General features: G+C 62.8%; 12 protein-coding genes. 7 read left to right on the top strand and 5 right to left on the bottom strand.

The genetic code is table 11. The annotated features are described in order from the left end of the window. Positions 1-336: 336 nt before the first annotated feature. The 3 genes from NKI19_RS28715 to NKI19_RS28705 all read right to left on the bottom strand — a co-directional run bounded on the left by NKI19_RS28715 (position 337) and on the right by NKI19_RS28705 (position 5,281). A complete protein-coding gene (locus NKI19_RS28715; protein ID WP_352490700.1) occupies positions 337-1,716 on the bottom strand; it encodes an aspartate aminotransferase family protein in 1,380 nt (459 codons plus the stop codon). A gap of 240 nt (positions 1,717-1,956) precedes the next feature. Then, positions 1,957-4,026: a prolyl oligopeptidase family serine peptidase gene (locus NKI19_RS28710; RefSeq protein WP_352490701.1), complete on the bottom strand. Its 2,070-nt coding sequence runs from the start codon at positions 4,024-4,026 to the stop codon at positions 1,957-1,959. Positions 4,027-4,120: 94 nt separating this feature from the next. Beyond that, entirely contained in the window at positions 4,121-5,281 is a 1,161-nt protein-coding gene (locus tag NKI19_RS28705) for an MFS transporter (protein WP_352490702.1), read from the bottom strand. A gap of 210 nt (positions 5,282-5,491) precedes the next feature. Here NKI19_RS28705 and NKI19_RS28700 point away from each other — a divergent pair, with 210 nt between their 5' ends. The 5 genes from NKI19_RS28700 to NKI19_RS28680 all read left to right on the top strand — a co-directional run bounded on the left by NKI19_RS28700 (position 5,492) and on the right by NKI19_RS28680 (position 13,271). Then, on the top strand, positions 5,492-7,069 hold the full coding sequence (locus NKI19_RS28700; protein ID WP_352490703.1) for a trimethylamine methyltransferase family protein: 1,578 nt from the start codon (positions 5,492-5,494) through the stop codon (positions 7,067-7,069). A gap of 154 nt (positions 7,070-7,223) precedes the next feature. Further along, complete coding sequence (locus NKI19_RS28695; RefSeq protein ID WP_352490704.1) at positions 7,224-7,685, top strand: endonuclease domain-containing protein; 462 nt, start codon at positions 7,224-7,226, stop codon at positions 7,683-7,685. Further along, complete coding sequence (locus NKI19_RS28690; protein ID WP_352490705.1) at positions 7,682-10,267, top strand: GcvT family protein; 2,586 nt, start codon at positions 7,682-7,684, stop codon at positions 10,265-10,267. Before NKI19_RS28695 ends, NKI19_RS28690 begins: the two co-directional genes overlap by 4 nt. Before the next feature lie 87 nt (positions 10,268-10,354). Further along, positions 10,355-11,932, top strand: coding sequence for an ArnT family glycosyltransferase (locus tag NKI19_RS28685; protein ID WP_352490706.1), 1,578 nt, complete (start codon positions 10,355-10,357; stop codon positions 11,930-11,932). 25 nt (positions 11,933-11,957) lie between these two features. After that, complete coding sequence (locus tag NKI19_RS28680; RefSeq protein ID WP_352490759.1) at positions 11,958-13,271, top strand: M24 family metallopeptidase; 1,314 nt, start codon at positions 11,958-11,960, stop codon at positions 13,269-13,271. Positions 13,272-13,405: 134 nt separating this feature from the next. On the opposite strand, the gene NKI19_RS28675 is transcribed toward NKI19_RS28680, so the two are convergent. Then, positions 13,406-14,206, bottom strand: a complete 801-nt coding sequence (locus NKI19_RS28675; protein ID WP_352490707.1) for a phosphate/phosphite/phosphonate ABC transporter substrate-binding protein — start codon at positions 14,204-14,206, stop codon at positions 13,406-13,408. An 83-nt stretch (positions 14,207-14,289) separates the two neighbouring features. Beyond that, positions 14,290-15,300 (bottom strand): fatty acid desaturase, encoded by a 1,011-nt coding sequence (locus NKI19_RS28670; RefSeq protein ID WP_352490708.1) that lies wholly within the window; start codon positions 15,298-15,300, stop codon positions 14,290-14,292. Positions 15,301-15,528: 228 nt separating this feature from the next. On the opposite strand from NKI19_RS28670, the gene NKI19_RS28665 reads away from it, so the two are divergent. After that, the gene (locus NKI19_RS28665; protein ID WP_352490709.1) at positions 15,529-16,371 is read left to right on the top strand and encodes a helix-turn-helix domain-containing protein; all 843 of its coding nucleotides are present in this window, start codon (positions 15,529-15,531) and stop codon (positions 16,369-16,371) included. An 88-nt stretch (positions 16,372-16,459) separates the two neighbouring features. Next, positions 16,460-17,476, top strand: coding sequence for a betaine--homocysteine S-methyltransferase (gene bmt, locus NKI19_RS28660; protein ID WP_352565452.1), 1,017 nt, complete (start codon positions 16,460-16,462; stop codon positions 17,474-17,476). Positions 17,477-17,498: the final 22 nt, after the last annotated feature.

Here is a 17,498-nt window from a genome sequence, read left to right as displayed (position 1 = left end):
ATTGTTGGCGAAGCGCCATGCGTATCTGGCAAAGCCGCGTTCCGATGGAGCGCGGTTTTTGCGTTTGCGCCCCTCGTAGACATCTTTGCATCGAGACGCTGGCGGGACAGCGCCCCTCTCTGTCCTGCCGGACATCTCCCCCACGAGGGGGGAGATTGGCAGCTTTGGCGCCCCGCTCATTCTGCAACGCTGACAATTGGCGAAATCGATGAAGACGGCCGATCTCCCCCCAAGTGGGGGAGATGTCCGGCAGGACAGAGGGGGGCGCGAAGGAATGCGGCGGACATCATTCTGCGATGCGTCACATCGCCTTCGACATCCGACGACCCGCTTCGTTCACCGCTTGCGCAAATCTGCTTCGGCCAGGTCGAGCGCCCTCGCGATGCGGTCGCAGGCCATGTCGATCGTCTCGCGCGTCCAGATCAGCGGCGGTGACAGGATCATCGTGTCGCCGGTGGCGCGCAGCATCATCCCTTGCGCAACCGCGTGGTCGCGAACCATCACCGCCGCGCTGCCGGCCGGCAGGAAGCGCTCCTTGGTTGCCTTGTCCTTGACGATCTCGATCGCACCCATCAGCCCGAACGAGCGCACCTCGCCGACCAGATCGTGCCCGCCGAGACGTTCCTGCAGCGCCTTGGCGAAGTAAGGCCCGGTGTCGTTCCTGACGCGCTCGACCAGACCTTCGCGCTCGATGATCTCGAGGTTCTTCAGCGCCACCGCGCAGGCCACCGGGTGCCCGGCATAGGTGTAACCGTGATAGAATTCGCCGCCCTTTTCGACCAGCGTCGCCGCGATGCGGTCGCCGACCAGCAGCGCCGACAGCGGCTGATAGCCGGAGGTCAGCGCCTTGGCCGTGGTGATGGTGTCAGGCTCGACATCGAAGGCTTGTGCGGCGAACCACTCGCCGGTACGGCCGTAGCCGGTGATGACCTCGTCCAGCATCAGCAGGACATCGTATTTGCGGCAAATGCGCTGCACTTCCGGCCAATAGCTCATCGGCGGGATCTTCACCCCGCCTGCCCCCATCACCGGCTCGCCGATGAAGGCGGCGACCTTGTCGGCGCCAGCTTCGAGGATCGCGTCCTCGACGGCCTTTGCCGCGCGCAGGCCGAAATCATGGTCGCTTTCGCCGGGCAGTGCCAGCTCATAGGCATAGGGCATCATTACATGGACGATATTGGGCACGGCGCCGCCGAGCTGCTTGTGCATCAAATCCATGCCGCCGAGCGAGGCGCCGGCGATGGTCGAGCCGTGGTAGCCCATCTTGCGTGAGATGATGCGGTTCTTCTCGGGCCTGCCTTCCAGCACCCAATAGTGGCGGACCAGGCGCAGCGCCGTGTCGTTGGCCTCCGAACCGGACGAGCCATAGAACACCTGATTGATATGCTTTGGCGCGATCTCCGCCAGTTTCTGTGCGAGCAGTACCGGCGTCGGCGTCGAGCATTTGAAGAAGGAGTTGTAGTAGGGCAATTCCTTCATCTGGGCGTAGGCGGCGTCGGCCAGCTCGTCGCGGCCATAGCCGACATTGACGCACCACAGCCCGGCCATGCCGTCGAGGATTTCCGTGCCTTCGGCATCATAGATGAACGGCCCGTTGGCGTGGGTGATGATGCGTGAGCCGGTCTCGCGCATCTCTTTGTGGTCGGTGAACGGATGCAGGTGATGCGCGGCATCAATCTGCTGAAGCTGCTTCAGCGAATAATTCTGGTAGGTCATGTCTGGTCTTTCCTCTTGAACCAATCCGGCAGCTTTCGCGCCGGGGCGGATTCGTCAGAGGACAGCGGGCGGCGAATAGCCGATGCGAGCGCAGAGCCGCAACAGCTCGGCGCGTAGCGTGCGCGACGACGGCGTCACCGCCACCCCAAATGCGCAACCCGATTTCGCCAGCCGAGCCATGCATGTACCTTAGGCTGCCTCGAGCCCTCAGTTCAAGCCGTGCCGGTCAAGCGATGCCAGTCAATTGGTGCCGGTCAGGGCCCGCTGCAGGAAGACGTACTTCATCGCCGCCTGTGCGGCCTGCGGCCGCCGGTCGCCGCGTCCACCATGGCCGCCCTCGGTCTCCTCGAAAAACAGCGTCTTGCCATGGCCGGCCGCCTGCAGCCGCGCCGCCATCTTGCGGGCATGCCCGGGATGGACGCGATCGTCGGCGGTCGAGGTCGTCAGCAACACCGGCGGATAGGCTAGATCCGTGTCTACATGTTGGTAGGGCGAATAGGCGGCGAGCCAGGCTGCCTCTTCCGGCTTCGCCGGATCGCCATACTCGGCCATCCATGACGCGCCGGGCGGCAGTTCGGTGTAGCGCAGCATATCGAGCAGCGGCACGTCGATGATCACCGCGCCGAACAATTCCGGGTGCTGGGTCAGCGAGACGCCGGTCAGCAAGCCACCATTCGATCCGCCCTGGATGCCCAGCGTGGCCGGTGTGGCGATGCCGCGTTTGACCAGATCTTGCGCCACGGCGGCGAAATCGTCGAAGGCATTCTGGCGATTGGCCTTGAGCGCCGCCTGATGCCAGTTCGGGCCGAACTCGCCACCGCCGCGGATGTTGGCCTGCACATAGACATTGCCCTTCTCCAGCCACAGCCTGCCGCGCACGCCGGCATAGCCCGGCAGCAGCGGCACTTCGAAGCCGCCATAGCCGTAAAGCAATGTCGGCACCGGCCCGTCCCGGTCGCGCCGCCTGACGACGAAGTACGGGATCATCGTGCCATCCTTCGAGCGCGCCTCGAACTGTTCGGAGACCAGGGACGACGCGTCGAAACGCGCGGGCTGCGATTTCACCGGTGCCAGCGTCGCAGCATTGTCGTCCGACCAGATGATCGAGCTCGGCGTCAGGAAATCGGTGAAGGAAAAGGAGACGCTGGAACCGAAATGCTCGGCATGGCTGATGCCGACATTGCCGTTTTCGGGCAAAGCAACGGGCTTGAACTCCCAGCCGCTGTCGCTGCGCTCGCCGGCGATCACCTTGCCGCGCACATTGTCCATCAAATTGATGAACAGCCGGTCCTGCGTCCGGGCAATGCCGGCAATCGAGACGCGGTGCGCCGGCTCGAGCACGGTATCGATGGATCCGAATAGCCCGGTTTCGATCCAGCGCTCGAAATCGAGTGAATAGAGCCCATCGGGCTTGCACAGCGTGCCGTCCGGCGCCGTCCATGGGGTACGCACGCCGAAGACAAACTGGCCCTTGAACAGCGCCGTATCGGTGACGTCGTCCGGCAGCGGGATGCGCCTGTTTTCGCCCGATGGCAACCGCAGGAAATTGTGCGAGGCGAAGAAGTCGATGGTCCGGGCCAGGAAGACATGACGCTTGTCGCCGTCGAATTCGACGGACCCGCCGGCGGCAAGATCCTGCTTCAGCGCCTCGAAGATCGGCATCGCCGCTTCCAGTGGCGTGCCGCGCCGCCAAAGCTTGACCACGCGCGGATAACCGGACTGAGTCTTGTCGTCCTCCTCGAAGGCGGCGGAAACGATAAGCGTGTCCTCGTCCAGCCAGCTAAAGCTCGATTTCGAGGCAGGAGCGCGAAAGCCGCCATCGACGAACGATCTGCTTTCGATATCGAATTCGCGCATCTCGCTGGCATCGCCGCCATCCGGCGACAGGTTGAGCAGGCAGCGGCTGAAGTCGGGGTAGAGCCGGCTGGCGCCGCTGAACACCCATTTCACCCCCTCTTCCGCAGCCAGACTGTCGAAGTCGATGATCGTCTGCCATTCCGGCTTGTCGGTCTTGTAGGAGGCGACCGTGGTGCGCCGCCAGAGGCCGAGTACGTTCGTCCGGTCCTGCCAGAAATTATAGACTTGGCCGTTGATAGCGGTCCCGACGGCGATGTTATCCTCGGCCGTCATCAGGTCGAGCGCCGTCTCGAACGACGTCTGATAGGACGGATCACCTTGCAGCTCCCCGACCGTGATCGCATTTTGGTGATGCACCCAGTCGAGCGCCTGCTTGCCTCGTCTGTCCTCCAGCCAGAGAAAGGGATCTTCGGCCGCCGGATCCGGCTGGCTCTTGGTATTCGATTTGGTCATGAGATCTCCGGTTGAGTCGGGCGTCGGTACCGCCCAGATCGACATCGGGCCGCTTATATTCAAGTCATTGCGTCAGAACGGCGACTTCAGGCATTCACACCATCCGCCGCCGCATGACTGTTGTTGTCGCCAGCGCCAGACAAATGGCACCGAGCGTCATTGGCAGGCCGCCTGCCCCAAGGACATCCATGGCGCTGCCCGCCAGCGGCGGCACGGCGACGCCGCCGACGCCCCACATCAAAGAGAAGGCGGCGTTGCCGGCGACCAGTGCCGAGCCGGTGAACCGCTCGCCGAGCTCGATGATCGACATCGTGTAAATGCCGTAGGAAACCGCGCCCCAGATGAAGACGCACGGCCAGATCAGCGGCGTCTCGATGAGAACCGGCAACAGAACGCATCCGAGCACAGTCATCGAAACACAGATGAACCGCACCAGCCGCGCCGTCAGTCGTTCCGCCAACAGGCCGAGCGGCACCTGCATAACGATATTGCCGGCGATCATCACTGACAGCAGCGCCGACATGCGCGCTTCGGCGATGCCGTAATGCGTTCCATAGACCGGCAGCAAGGCGAGCACCGCCTGTTCAAAACCGGCGGCCACGACGACCGCCGATAACAACAGCCAAGCCTGCGGCACGAACCCCAGGACCGAAACCCGGTGCCCGCTCTCGTCGACCCTCGGCAGCCGTGCCAGCACCGAAGCGAGGCAGGCGCCGCAAAACAGGAACGCGCCGATGCCGACCAGAAATGGCGGCCATCCCACGGTGCCGACCGCAAGCAGGCACAGCGGCCCCGCCGCAAAACCCGCCGAAATGATCGTCGAATAGATGCCCATGACGCGGCCGCGGCGTGCTGGCGGCGCCAGTGCGATCACCCAGACTTCGCTCAGCACGTAGAGCGGGTTGGTGACCGCGCCGATCAAAAAGCGCAGCGGAAACCACAGATAGACATTTTGCGTCCAGCCGATCAGCGCCAGCACCAGCGCGGAAAGTGCCGCGCAAGTAAGCGCGGTGCGTCCTGCCCCGAAACGGCGCGCCAGCGCCGGAACCAGCGGCGACGAGACGATGAAGCCGATCGGCGTCATAGCCGCCGACAGGCCGATCATGGCCGGCGAGACGCCCTGGCGCTGCAGGATGAAGCTCAACAGCGGATAGCTCAGCCCTTGCGCGATGGCGAACACCGAGACGGTGGCGATCACGCCGGTGATCGCCGCCCATTGCCCTATTTCGCCGCTGTTCTGTTCCGCGCGGTCCATGATGCAGGACTAGCGTTTCGCTTTCATCGCGGTAAGCACCGGCAACGAAAACCGCTTGCGCCAGCCGGAACGCGATCAAGAGGCTGGCGATCCCGCCGGCTGCCCCCAGGGCATGTCGCTTCCCTCGCCCTAGTGGTCGCCGCCTCCGCAATGGCCGGACGGCCGGCAGTCCATTATGCCGCCGCATTGCCGCAGCGTACGAGGACTATCATGACCGCCGCCCTTCAGCCCGCCGAACCGGCACTGGCAAATGACCGCGCCCGTCGCGGCGGCCGCGCGGGGAAGCGTGCCGGCGGATCGACGGCGTTTGAGCAGCCGCCGTTTCGGCAGTTGAAGAACCCGCTGACGCCGACCCGGCTGGTTTCCGACGACGAGCTGGAATCCATCCATCTCGCCTCTCTGCGCGTGCTCAGGGAAATCGGCGTCGACGTGCTGCATGACGAAGCCCGGCGCATCATGAAGGCGCATGGCGCCGATGTCCGCGAAGGCAGCGAGCGAGTGCGCTTCGACAGCGACATGATCCTGGAACTGGTTGCCCATTGCCCGCCGGAATTCACCATCCACGCCCGCAACCCGGCGCACAATGTGCGCTTTGGTGGCGATAATCTGATCATCTCAATGATGGCGTCGGCACCCAATTGCTCAGACGTCGACCGCGGCCGCCGGCCAGGCAACCAGCAGGACTACCGCAACTTCCTCAAGCTTGCGCAGATGCACAACATATTGAACTGCACGGGCGGCTATCCGGTCGAGCCGATCGACATCCATCCGTCCGTACGCCACCTCGAATGCATCCGTGACCTCGCCACGCTGACCGACAAGATGTTCCACATCTATTCTCTCGGCAAGGAACGCAACGTCGACGGCATCGAGATCACCAGGATCGCGCGCGGCATCAGCCATGAGCAGTTGCTCGCAGAGCCGTCGGTATTCACCATCATCAACACCAATTCGCCGCTCAAGCTCGACGTGCCGATGATGGAAGGCATCATCCAGATGTCGAGCAAGGGCCAGGTGGTCATCGTGACGCCGTTCACCCTGTCCGGCGCCATGGCGCCGGTGACGATTGCCGGCGCGCTGGTGCAGCAGAATGCCGAGGCGCTGTCCGGCATCGCCTTTGCGCAGATGGTGCGCAAGGGCGCGCCTGTCGGCTACGGCGGCTTCACCTCGAATGTCGACATGAAGTCCGGCGCGCCGGCCTTCGGCACGCCGGAATATATGAAGGCGCAGCTGGTCGGCGGCCAGCTCGCCCGCCGCTACAACATCCCCTACCGCACCTCAAACACCTGCGCCGCTAACACGGTCGATGCGCAAGCCGCCTATGAAAGCGTGTTTTCGCTGTGGGGCGCCATCCAGGGTGGCGGCAATCTGATGATGCATGCGGCCGGCTGGCTCGAAGGCGGCCTGCGCTGCTCCTACGAAAAGACCATCCTCGATATAGACCTGTTGCAGATGGTCGCCGAGTTCCTGACGCCGCTCGATCTTTCCGAGGAAGCGCTCGGTTTCGACGCCATCCAGTCGGTCGGCCCCGGCGGCCATTTCTTCGGCACCCAGCACACGCAGGACCGCTACAAAACCGCGTTTTACGCGCCAATCATTTCCGACTGGCGCAATTTCGAGAGTTGGGCGGAGGCCGGATCGCCGACCGCGCTCGAAAAGGCCAATCGCATCTGGAAGGAACGGCTGGCGTCCTATGAAGAGCCTTACATGGATCAGGCAATCCGCGAGGAGCTCAACGCCTTCGTCGACAAGCGCCGGGCTGAAGGCGGCGCGCCGACCGATTTCTGATCATCTGATGAGTAGTCGACCCCCACTCCGTCGAGCTTCGCTCGACACCTCTCCCCCGATCGACGGGGTAGAGGAAGGGCGCGACCTTATTCCAGCCAGCTCCCTTCCTCTCCCTCCGGAGGGGGGAGAGGTGGCGCCGCGAAGCGGCGACGGAGTGGGGGAAGCCGTTCGTGAAACGCGCAGCCGCCGCAAAATAGGTACAACCAAGCGAGCACGAAAACTCAGGCAAGCAGGCAATCAGGCGGAAGCGCTGCTTTGGCTTGAACTAAAGGCGCGCAAGCTTGGCGGCTATCGCTTTACGCGTCAGTTCTCCATCGGCGCCTTTTTTGCAGACTTCGTCTGCCGCGAAAATTGGCTTGTCGTTGAAGTCGACGGACAACAACACGCCGGCAGTTCATATGACCGCCGCCGCGATGATTTCATGCGCGCCCAAGGCTATTCGATCCTGCGTCTTTGGAACCATGACGTCCTGAAACATCGTACTTCCGTCTGTGAAACCATTCTTGCCGCGCTTGATGGCAGGCTGGCCGGAAACATCGCCGTATCCGATCTTCGCTTTGTTTTCGCGCCCCGCTCACTCGATTCAATCTCTTCAAAAACGGAACTATCTTCATGAAATCTCATGCAAAAGCGGTTGTCATCGGCGGCGGGGTCGTTGGCTGCTCGGTGCTCTATCATCTTGCCAAGGCTGGCTGGACCGACATCATGCTGATCGAGCGTTCGGAGCTCACCTCCGGCTCGTCCTGGCATGCAGCGGGCGGCTTCCATACGCTGAACGGAGATCCCAACGTCGCCAAGCTGCAGGCCTATACGGTGCAGCTTTACAAGGAGATCGAGGAGATTTCCGGCCAATCCTGCTCGCTGCACCTGACCGGCGGCGTGATGATGGCCGACACGCCCGAGCGCATGGACTTCCTGCGGCTCGCCCACGCCAAGGGCCGCTATCTCGGAATGGACACCGAACTGATCACGCCGTCCGAAGCCAAGGCGATGTTCCCGCTGATGGACGAGACGAATTTCGTCGGCGCCATGTGGGATCCAGTCGAGGGCCATCTCGATCCTTCCGGCACCACACACGCCTATGCCAAGGCGGCCAGGAGGCTGGGCGCCGAGATCGTGCTGCGCAACCGCGTCGTCGAACTGACGCAGGAGGTCGATGGCACCTGGAACGTCGTCACCGAGCAAGGCACGGTCAAAGCCGAGCATGTCGTCAACTGCGGCGGCCTGTGGGCGCGCGAGATCGGCCGCATGGTCGGCGTCGAATTGCCGGTGCTGGCCATGGAGCACATGTATCTCCTGACCGAGCCGATGCCGGAGGTCGAGGAATTCAACAAGTCGACTGGCCGCGAAATGATCGGCGTGCTGGACTTCAAGGGCGAGATCTATACCCGCCAGGAGCGCAACGGCATCCTGCTCGGCACCTATGAAAAAGCCTGCAAGCCGTGGTCGCCGGTCAACACGCCGTGGGATTTCGGCCACGAACTGCTGCAGCCCGACATCGACCGCATCGCGCCGTCGCTCGAGATCGGCTTCAAGCATTTCCCCGGCATCGAAAAGGCCGGCATCAAGCAGATCATCAACGGCCCCTTCACCTTCGCGCTCGACGGGAACCCGCTGGTTGGCCCGGTGCAGGGCCTGACCAATTTCTGGTGCGCCTGCGCCGTCATGGCCGGCTTCAGCCAGGGCGGCGGCGTCGGCCTGGCGCTGTCGAACTGGATGGTCCATGGCGACCCCGGCTTCGACGTCTGGGGCATGGACGTTGCGCGCTTCGGCGAATGGGCAACGCTGCGCTATACGAACGCAAAGGTGCGCGAAAATTATTCACGCCGGTTCTCGATCCGCTTTCCCAACGAAGAATTGCCGGCGGCAAGACCAGCGCAGACGACCCCGCTTTACGACACGATGATCGCCAACAATGCCGTCATGGGCGATAGCTGGGGTCTCGAAACCCCGCTCTGGTTCGCGCCGAAAGGTTCGGAGCCGAAGGACGTCGTGTCCTTCCACCGTTCCAACGATTTTGGCCCGATCGGTGAGGAAGTGCGGGCCACCCGGGAGAGTGTCGGCGTCACAGAGATCGCAAACTTCGCCAAATACGAAGTCTCCGGACCAGGGGCTGAGGACTTTCTCAACCGGCTGATGACCAATCGCATGCCGAAGACCGGCCGCATCGTGCTGACGCCGATGCTGAACGAGTTCGGCAGACTGATCGGCGACTTCACCATCGCCAAGGCGGACCCAAGGGCTGGGGAAGAACGCTTCATGATCTGGGGTTCTTCGGCAGCGCAAAAATACCACATGCGCTGGTTCGAGAAGCATCTGCCAAAGGATGGAAGCATCCGCATCTACCGCTTCGACCAGACGCTGGTCGGTCTCTCGATCGCCGGGCCGAAATCGCGCGACCTGCTGCAGAAACTGGTCGATGTCGACATCTCGACCAAGGCCTTCCGCTTCATGGATTTCCGCGAGATGGCGGTCGGCGGCGCGCCTTGCATGGTCAACCGGATCACCTACACCGGCGACCTCGGCTATGAGATCTGGATGGCGCCTGCCTACCAGCGCCTGGTCTACAAGGCGATCAAGGAGGCTGGCGAAGAGTTTGGCCTGATCGATTTCGGCATGCGGGCTTTGCTCTCTATGCGCCTTGAGAAGAACTTCCCGACCTGGTTCCGCGAGCTACGTCCGATCTACGGACCGTTCGAAGGCTCGATGGACCGCTTTATCAAGCTGGAGAAGAACGATTTCATCGGCCGTGAGGCAGCAGCCAGGGAACAGGCGGCGGGGCCGAAGCTGCGCCGCGTTTCCTTTGTCGTCGATGCAGCGGATGCGGACGTCATGGGCGACGAGCCGATCTGGGCCAAGGTCGGCGGCAAGGATTACGGCACCGTGGAAAAGCCGCATGGCTATGGCGCGCCACGCTTCGACGCGGGCGGCAAGGAAGTGCGCGGCTCGAACGCCGCCGAAGGCGCATCTGCCGTGCGCGGCATTGTCGACGGCGACTGGCGCGTGGTCGGCTGGGTCACCTCCGGCGGCTATGCGCATTATGTCGAGAAGTCGATGGCGCAAGGCTATGTACCGGCAGCGCTCGCCGAAAACGAGAGCGCCGGACTGTTCGAGATCGAAATCCTCGGGCACCGGCGGCCGGCACGCATCAATGTCGAACCGCCCTTCGACCCGAGCGGCGAAAAGATGAGGACATAGGCGCAGCCAGGCGGTCGCATTGTGCGGAGCATGTCTTCATGCTAGCGCAGCCGGCAACACTCTGCTGGCAAGGGCGATGAGATTTCATTGAAGTACAATCTGAGATGGGCCGAGTGGTTGGCCGAGGGACGGATCGGCCCGTTCCCGGCGGCGATCGTCATGGTCGCGGCATACTTCGCCTTGCAGACCATCATACTGTCCCTGCTGAGCTCCTGGGCGGGAACCGGCGTCGGCATCGATGATGCGGAGCAGCTGATCTACGTTCCGTATCTCTGGGCTGGATATGGCGGCTCGCAACCACCCCTCTACACCTGGATCAATTGGCTGGCCGCGCATGTTTTCGGCACCAGTATCTTCACGCTGAAGCTCGTCAAATACTCAGTGCTGTTCCTCGCCGCCTGCAGCGTGTTCGCCGCCATGCGGCGGTTCGGCTACACCAAAGCGACAGCGGCGGCGGCCATGTTCGCCCTGTTTACGATCCCGCAGATCGTCTGGGAATCGCAGCGCGCCTTGTCGCATTCCGTCGCCGTCGTCGGCTTCTGCTCGCTGCTCCTGCTCGCCATGGCCTATCTTCTCGAGCGCCGAAGCATGATCGCCTATGCGGCGTTTGGCCTAGCCACGGCGGCGGCAATTCTTGCCAAATATAATGATGTCTTCCTGGTGGTCGCCCTTGTTGCGTCAGTGCTGTCGCTGCGCGAATGGCGCAGCGCAATCCTCGATCCGAAGTTCGCCATCAGCATAGCGGTCGCGATACTGGTGCTGGCGCCAACCACCTATTGGAGCCTCATGCATCCCGCCGATTTATTATCGAGAGGCGAGAAGTTCGGAATAGACACCCAACAAGGGCGCGTGGCGGCGGCCTTTGTCGGCGCCGGCAAGTTTATCATGGGCACCTTCAATTTCGCGGTCTTGCCGGTGCTCGTTTCCGCGCTGGCTTTCGGACTGGCGAAGTTCCGTTTCTCGGAGCTGCATCCGAAAGGTCCGGCCCGGGAAATTGTGTTGTGGCGTACCTTGGCGCTCGGCTTGGCCATGCTGGCAATACTTGTACTGGCTACCGGCGTGACGGTGGTAAAGGACCGCTGGCTGCTGCCTGTCCTGTTCATGTTGCCGCTGGCCATCGTCGCCACAATGGAACGGCTGGCGCCGCGTGGCAGGAATGCGCAGCTCCTGGTGATCGCGGCTGGAGCGATCATCGCCGTGCTGCTCGCGCCCGCCACCTGGTACGTCCAGATAAACGGGACCAGTGGCTTGTCGCGGATGATCCGCGTGGATTACCCCGCCCTCTATCGCCAACTGACTGCGGACGGACCGGTCAAAACCGCAATTTCTGATGGTGCATGGGTCGGAAACCTGCGGTTGGTCGACGAAAAACTGGTCGCACTTGACCAGGAAGTGCCTAATTTCGAAATGCTGATGCAGGAGCCGGCCGTACTCGTCTGGCTTGACCGCGACGATCCGCGGCCGGTCATTTTGGAGCAGCTCAAAGCGGCCGGCTACGAACCGGACGGCCAGCCGCGGCAAATGATGGTTCCGCTGTTGCGTGGCACCGACAAGTCCGTCCGGCCCGGCGCCTATGTAAGATTGAAGAGAATGGCGGTGGGAGGAGCCACGGCGCCCAAGGAAGGCGTTAGCGGAGGAGCCGAGGGTGGACAGGAACCCGACTGACCGGCCCCGTCATCACCGCAAGATCATGCCGTTCGAACCGGACGGCTCGAACGATGTGCTGCGCAAAAAATCGCGGCTGAAGGCCGCTGAACTCAACCAGCATGCGCTGGGCTATGGAGCGCTGGCGGAAGCCGAATGGCAGGCGGCGGGCATTGCTGCTCCTGACCTGCCCGCTATGCGCCGATACCGGCTCGAGCGCATCCGCGCCGAGCTGAAGCGCCGCGACTATGCGGGAGCCTTGCTCTACGATCCGGTCAACATCCGCTACGCCACCGATGCGACCAACATGCAGCTCTGGGTCGCGCACAATCGAACCAGGCATTGTTTCGTCGCCACCGATGGCCCGGTGGTGCTGTTCGACTATTTCTCCTGCGAGCACCTTTCCGATCATTCCGGCGTCGTCGACGAGGTGCGGCCGGCGGTGTCGTGGGCTTATCTGTACAGCGGCGAGCTGACCGCTCAGAAAGTCCGCCGCTGGGCAGCCGGCATCGCCGAGCTGGTATTGGAACATGGCGGCGGCAATCGCCGTATCGCAGTCGACCACATCAATCCCGAGGGCATCGAAGAGCTCGCCCGTCTCGGCATCTCGACCGGCAATGGCGAGGCGGTGATGGAGAATGCGCGGCTGATCAAATCACCCGACGAGATCCTTGCCATGCGCCGGGCGATCGTCGCTTGCGAGGCGGCGATGGGCGAGATGGAGCAGGCGCTGAGGCCTGGCATCTCGGAGAATGAATTGTGGGCCGAACTCCATCGTGGCAACATCGCGCGCGGCGGCGAATGGATCGAAACCCGGCTCCTGTCGTCGGGTCCGCGCACCAATCCGTGGTTCCAGGAGTGCTCGTCGCGGACGATCGAGGCCGGCGAGCTCGTCGCTTTCGATACCGACCTGATCGGTCCTTACGGCTTCTGCGCCGACCTTTCGCGCACTTGGCTTTGCGGTGACGCGCCGCCGTCGCAGGAGCAGCGCGACCTGTTCCGCATCGCCGCCGACCAGATCGCTCACAACACGGAGCTGATACGGCCGGGCGTATCGTTCCGCGACCTCGTCGAGCGCTCGTCAGTGCCGCCAGGAGACTGCTTCCCGGCCCGTTACGGGGTGCTCTATCACGGCGTCGGCCTTGCCGACGAATACCCGACTTTGCCGCATGCTAGCGACTGGACCGACGACACACCCGACGGCGTGCTCGAACCTGGCATGGTGCTGTGCGTCGAGAGCTATATCGGCCGGCTTGGCGGCTACGAAGGCGTCAAGATCGAGGAACAGATCCTGATCACCGAGACCGCCAATGAGAAGCTTTCGACCTACCCGCTCGACAATCGGCTGCTTGGCGGCTGAGCGACCTAATGCATGTCACGCAAAAGCGTGCCCTCGGGCTTGACCCGAGGGTGTGCAGCGGTTTTGTGATAATGACATGCAAAAAAAACAGGAATTTAAAGCGCTCGCATGAGGCGGACCGAACGCGACGCGCTTTATGTGAGCGCGGCGATCGCCTCGCGCATCGTGGCGACGATCGTTTCCGGCGTCGTCCTGGCCGTGATGAACGGCAAGCCTTTGCGGCGCCTTGTCCAGCCGACGACCGTCACCTTCTGCGCCGCAGGCTCGAAACGTTGCGCCAGCGCCCAGCTCTCGCAGTCGATCGCCGCGACGTCGGCCCTGCCCTCGGCAACAGCAACGATCGAAGCACGGTGCCCGCAGCTTTCGCTCAGCCCGGAAAAGATATCCAGACTCTCGGCCAAAGCTTGCAGGTCACGTGTTGGCGCGACAATGCCCGACATGGAATCGAGGCTGTTGAAGGTGAAACGCTTGCCGCGTAGCAGATCGAGCGGAATGATGGCGCCGCCGTCGGCCGGCGACCTTGTCGGCGGTGCCTCGCCCGCCCTCATGACGATGGCGCTCGAATAGAGTTCGCCCTGTCCACCTTCGAAGGCGTCGTAACGCGGCTGGCCGACGAACTGGACGCGGTGCGACAGGCCGAGTTCCATCGGTCCCCAGCAGGTTTGCGCAAAGAGCAGCGCCGGGTGCAGCCAGAGCCGGTGAAAATCCAGCTCGTCCGGCGGCAATGTCACCGGATCTGGCGCAATGAGTTTCCCTTGATCGTCGCGGATACCGCCAGGCACTGGAGGCAAATCGCCATTGCGGCGGATGATCGTCTCCGGCGCATCGATGCCTTTTTGTCTGAAAAGATCGCGCAGCCGCGCCCATTGCGCGTCGACCTCGTCCCGCGCTTCCGGCCAGTCGTACATCGGCAAAGCCGCAATGAATTCGCTCATGCCGGGGATTTGACCGTTATGCGGGAAATTGACAAGTTCAGGAAAGCGTCGTCCGCCCGGAACCACCTGCAACAACGCAAAATTCACTCTTTCGGCGGCTCGGCGGGTACCGGCGCGCTGCCAAGTCCATTGAGGCTGCGTGCCCTGACGCGCGGCTTGAATGCACGGCCCGGTTCCGGCATGCGCCGCAGTACGGGATGGACGACCGGCTCCTTCGCCTTGAAGGCATAGGCCCTGAGCAGCGCGAAATAGTTCGGATAGGCGTAGCCATTGTTCATCCGCAGCCACTCGTCGCGGCGGTCGCGAAACAGTTTCGGCAGCCTGTACCAGGCCACCGTCGGGGTCTTGTGATGGACGAAATGCAGATTGTTGTTGAGGAACAGGAAGGACAGCGGCGAGCGCTCGACGATGATCGTGCGGCCTTCCGGATGTTCCGACCATTGGTGCTCGGCGTAGGTGCGGATCGAAATCAGCGATTGTCCCAGCCATACTGGCACCAGAACGTAAAGCCATAACGGCATGCCGAAGCCGAACTGCACGATAGGCAGCACGATGGCGAGGCCGATCGCGTGCAGCAGCCAGGCCTTGCGGACGACCTTGTCGCCCGCGGCAACCTGCCTGGCGTCGTCGATGAAGAACCCTATGCAGGAAAGCCAAGGACCGAGCACCAAACGCCCGAGCATGGTGTTGTTGACCTTCAGCAGAATTTTCATCGCCGACGGCAGCTCCTCATGCTGCCAGAGCGCCTTATAATAGCTTTCGGGATCGTCGAGCGGATCGGTCAGGCGCTCGTCTGCATGGTGGCGCAGGTGAATGGTCTTGAACCGGCGAAACGGCCAGACAAGGCCAATCGGCAGGAACACTAAGGCTTCGTTGAGCCGCGCGTTCCGGGTTGGGTGGCCGTGCAGGACCTCGTGCATCAGCGAGGATTGCAGCGCCGCAATCAGGGTCAGAAAGGCGAGTGCCAGCAGCGGGTAAGAGGGCCAGAGTAGGAAGCCGGTAGCGAGCCAGCCGCCGTAGCAGAGAAGTGCGAGAAATACGGTCGGCCATTCGATGGCCGCTGCGCCGTGTCGCCTATTGCCCGTGCTCGTCATGCTATCGACCACTGCCTTCCAGTCGCCGGAACCCGTTTGATTCCTGACAACATTGTGTCAGGAGCGTTGCATTGCTGCAACGCGATAAAGCGCACAAACTGTTGCGATTGCGCATTTTCAGCTGCATATGTTATGCATTGTAAACAACGCACAGGATTCATTTACGCCTGAAGCTCCGCGTTCGCGGCTTCAGCGCAAATTTTTCCTCCCATCGAATGGGATGGCGATTTGGACAAGCGCGATCTGTCGACGATCTTTCGCGAGCGCCTGAAAATGCTCTTGACAAGGTCCGATTTGAATCAGTCGGCCTTCGCCGCCGCGGTTGGCATCGACCGTTCGGCGTTGTCACAGCTGCTCTCCGGCGCCTCGACCCGCCTTCCCCGTGCTGAAACGCTGCTCAACATCGCCGCCGAATTCAAAGTCTCGCTCGACTGGCTGCTCGGTCTCAGCCACGACGAGGGCGTCACCGGTGAAATCCGCGAGAGCCTTGAGATCGAGGAGGCGCCGGACGGCTTCGACCGTACGCTGCTGGCTCGCTGGCATGCCGAGGCGGCGGGAACGAAAATCCGCTACGTGCCGGCCGGCATTCCCGATCTTCTGCGCACCGAGGCGCTTGTCGACTACGAAGCCGTCATCGCCAACAAGAGCCGCGAGGCACAGGCCGGCGAAACGCAGTACCGCATCGACTACAACCGACGGCCCGAAACCGACATGGAAGTCTGTATGCCGCGCCACACGCTGGAGATCTTCGCGCGCGGGCTGGGCGTTTGGGACCGCTTTCCGGAGGCCGACCGCCACCAGCAGCTCCTGCATATGGCGACGCTGCTCGATGACCTCTATCCCACCTTCCGCCTGTTTCTCTATGACGGGCGGACGCGCTATTCGATCCCCTACACCATCTTCGGGCCCTATCGCGCCGCCATTTACGTCGGCGACATGTATCTGGTGCTGAACGCCACCCAGCCGATCCGCATCCTGACCAGCCATTTCGACAATCTGATCCGTGCCGCGGACGTCAACGCGCATGAAGCGGCCAGCTTCACACGAAAGCTGGCGGAGATGCGATTTTGACCCGTTGCTCTCCGTGCCGACATTGACGGCACATAAAGAATTCTTTATATCCTTATCTCAGTTATTCTTCCGGGAAGGCGTATTTCACATGACCAATCCGATCGACGCTCTGCTTGCCGAAAAGGGCGTTCTGCTCGCCGATGGCGCCACCGGCACCAATCTGTTCGCCATGGGCCTTGAGGCCGGCGAGGCTCCCGAGCTCTTGAACGACACCGCGCCCGACACCATCGCCAGCCTGCACCAGAACTTTGTCGATGCCGGCGCCGACATCATCCTGACCAACTCTTTTGGCGGCACTCGTCACCGGTTGAAGCTGCACCATGCGCAGGACCGGGTTTACGCGCTGAACAAGCGCGCGGCCGAGATCGCAAGTGCCGTCGCCGGCAAGGCTGGCCGCAAGGTGATCGTGGCCGGCTCCGTCGGCCCGACCGGCGAGCTGCTGGTGCCGCTCGGCGCCATGACCTATGACGAGGCGGTCGAAGCCTTTGCCGAGCAGATCGAGGGCCTGAAGGCCGGCGGCGCCGAAGTCGCCTGGATCGAAACCATGTCGGCGCCTGACGAAATCCGCGCCGCCGCCGAAGCTGCCATCCGCGTTGGCTTGCCGTATACCTATACCGGCTCCTTCGACACCGCCGGCCGCACCATGATGGGACTGCTGCCGAAGGACATCCACGGCGTCGTCGATGGCCTGTCGCAGACACCGCTCGGTGTCGGCGCCAATTGCGGTGTCGGCGCCTCCGACATTCTCGCCTCGCTGCTCGACATGACCGAGGCGAAGCCGGAAGCAACGGTGATCGTCAAGGGCAATTGCGGCATTCCCGAATTTCGCGGCGCCGAGATCTATTATTCCGGCACACCCGAGCTGATGGCCGACTATGTGCGCCTCGCCGTCGATGCCGGCGCCAAAATCGTCGGCGGCTGCTGCGGCACCTCGTTCCAGCACCTTGCCGCCATGCGCAAGGCGCTCGATGCGCACACCAAGTCGGATCGCCCGACCGTCGAGCAGATCGTCGAACGCATTGGCCCGATGCGTAATAAGCAGGCGACGGTCAACGTCGCCGAGACCAGCGAAGCCCGCCGCGAGCGGCGCCGCGGACGCGCCTGACGCTTTCGTCTGCGACGCGGTC

Source organism: Mesorhizobium sp. M0751 (assembly GCF_040320265.1).
Lineage (GTDB): Bacteria > Pseudomonadota > Alphaproteobacteria > Rhizobiales > Rhizobiaceae > Mesorhizobium.
The sequence above is the reverse complement of the archived record's forward strand: the minus strand, read 5'-3'. Positions and strand labels throughout refer to the sequence as shown.

Excerpts from the sequence above, each read along its gene's own strand:
- NKI19_RS28715 (WP_352490700.1), bottom strand. The coding sequence starts at position 1,716 with ATGACCTACCAGAATTATTCGCTGAAGCAGCTTCAGCAGATTGATGCC.
- NKI19_RS28710 (WP_352490701.1), bottom strand. The coding sequence starts at position 4,026 with ATGACCAAATCGAATACCAAGAGCCAGCCGGATCCGGCGGCCGAAGAT.
- NKI19_RS28705 (WP_352490702.1), bottom strand. The coding sequence starts at position 5,281 with ATGGACCGCGCGGAACAGAACAGCGGCGAAATAGGGCAATGGGCGGCG.
- NKI19_RS28700 (WP_352490703.1), top strand. The coding sequence starts at position 5,492 with ATGACCGCCGCCCTTCAGCCCGCCGAACCGGCACTGGCAAATGACCGC.
- NKI19_RS28690 (WP_352490705.1), top strand. The coding sequence starts at position 7,682 with ATGAAATCTCATGCAAAAGCGGTTGTCATCGGCGGCGGGGTCGTTGGC.
- NKI19_RS28680 (WP_352490759.1), top strand. The coding sequence starts at position 11,958 with ATGCCGTTCGAACCGGACGGCTCGAACGATGTGCTGCGCAAAAAATCG.
- NKI19_RS28675 (WP_352490707.1), bottom strand. The coding sequence starts at position 14,206 with ATGAGCGAATTCATTGCGGCTTTGCCGATGTACGACTGGCCGGAAGCG.
- NKI19_RS28670 (WP_352490708.1), bottom strand. The coding sequence starts at position 15,300 with ATGACGAGCACGGGCAATAGGCGACACGGCGCAGCGGCCATCGAATGG.
- bmt (WP_352565452.1), top strand. The coding sequence starts at position 16,460 with ATGACCAATCCGATCGACGCTCTGCTTGCCGAAAAGGGCGTTCTGCTC.